Raw genomic sequence first — 257 nt, 5'->3', positions numbered from 1 at the left:
CAGATTCGCGCCGCTTTGAAGCATGCATCAAAACCCAAGGAGGCTGCATGAACGATGACCAACAACTATTGGCAGAGCGCGTCGGAGACGATGATGCTTGGACCCTGACCGTCACTGGGCCCGAAACAGATTCGGAGGATGGGGAGTCGGAAGATCGCCTCCACGCATTGTACGCAACTCCGGTCCGTAACGGATACTGGAACACGCAAATCACGCTGGCTGCTGTCGAGCTGGGTTCAGGTGAGGGTGATGAGGAC

Annotated in this window: 1 protein-coding gene; it reads left to right on the top strand. The window is 56.8% G+C overall.

The window, feature by feature from the left end:
* Positions 1-47 precede the first annotated feature (47 nt).
* Positions 48-257: hypothetical protein (locus AC1RPR_RS08930; protein WP_481763593.1), on the top strand; the 210-nt coding region annotated here is incomplete at its 3' end.

The sequence above is a fragment of the Dellaglioa sp. CoH-57-MRSF-22 genome, assembly GCF_056781895.1.
Note: the sequence above shows the minus strand (reverse complement) of the source record. Positions and strands in the feature narration are given on the sequence as shown.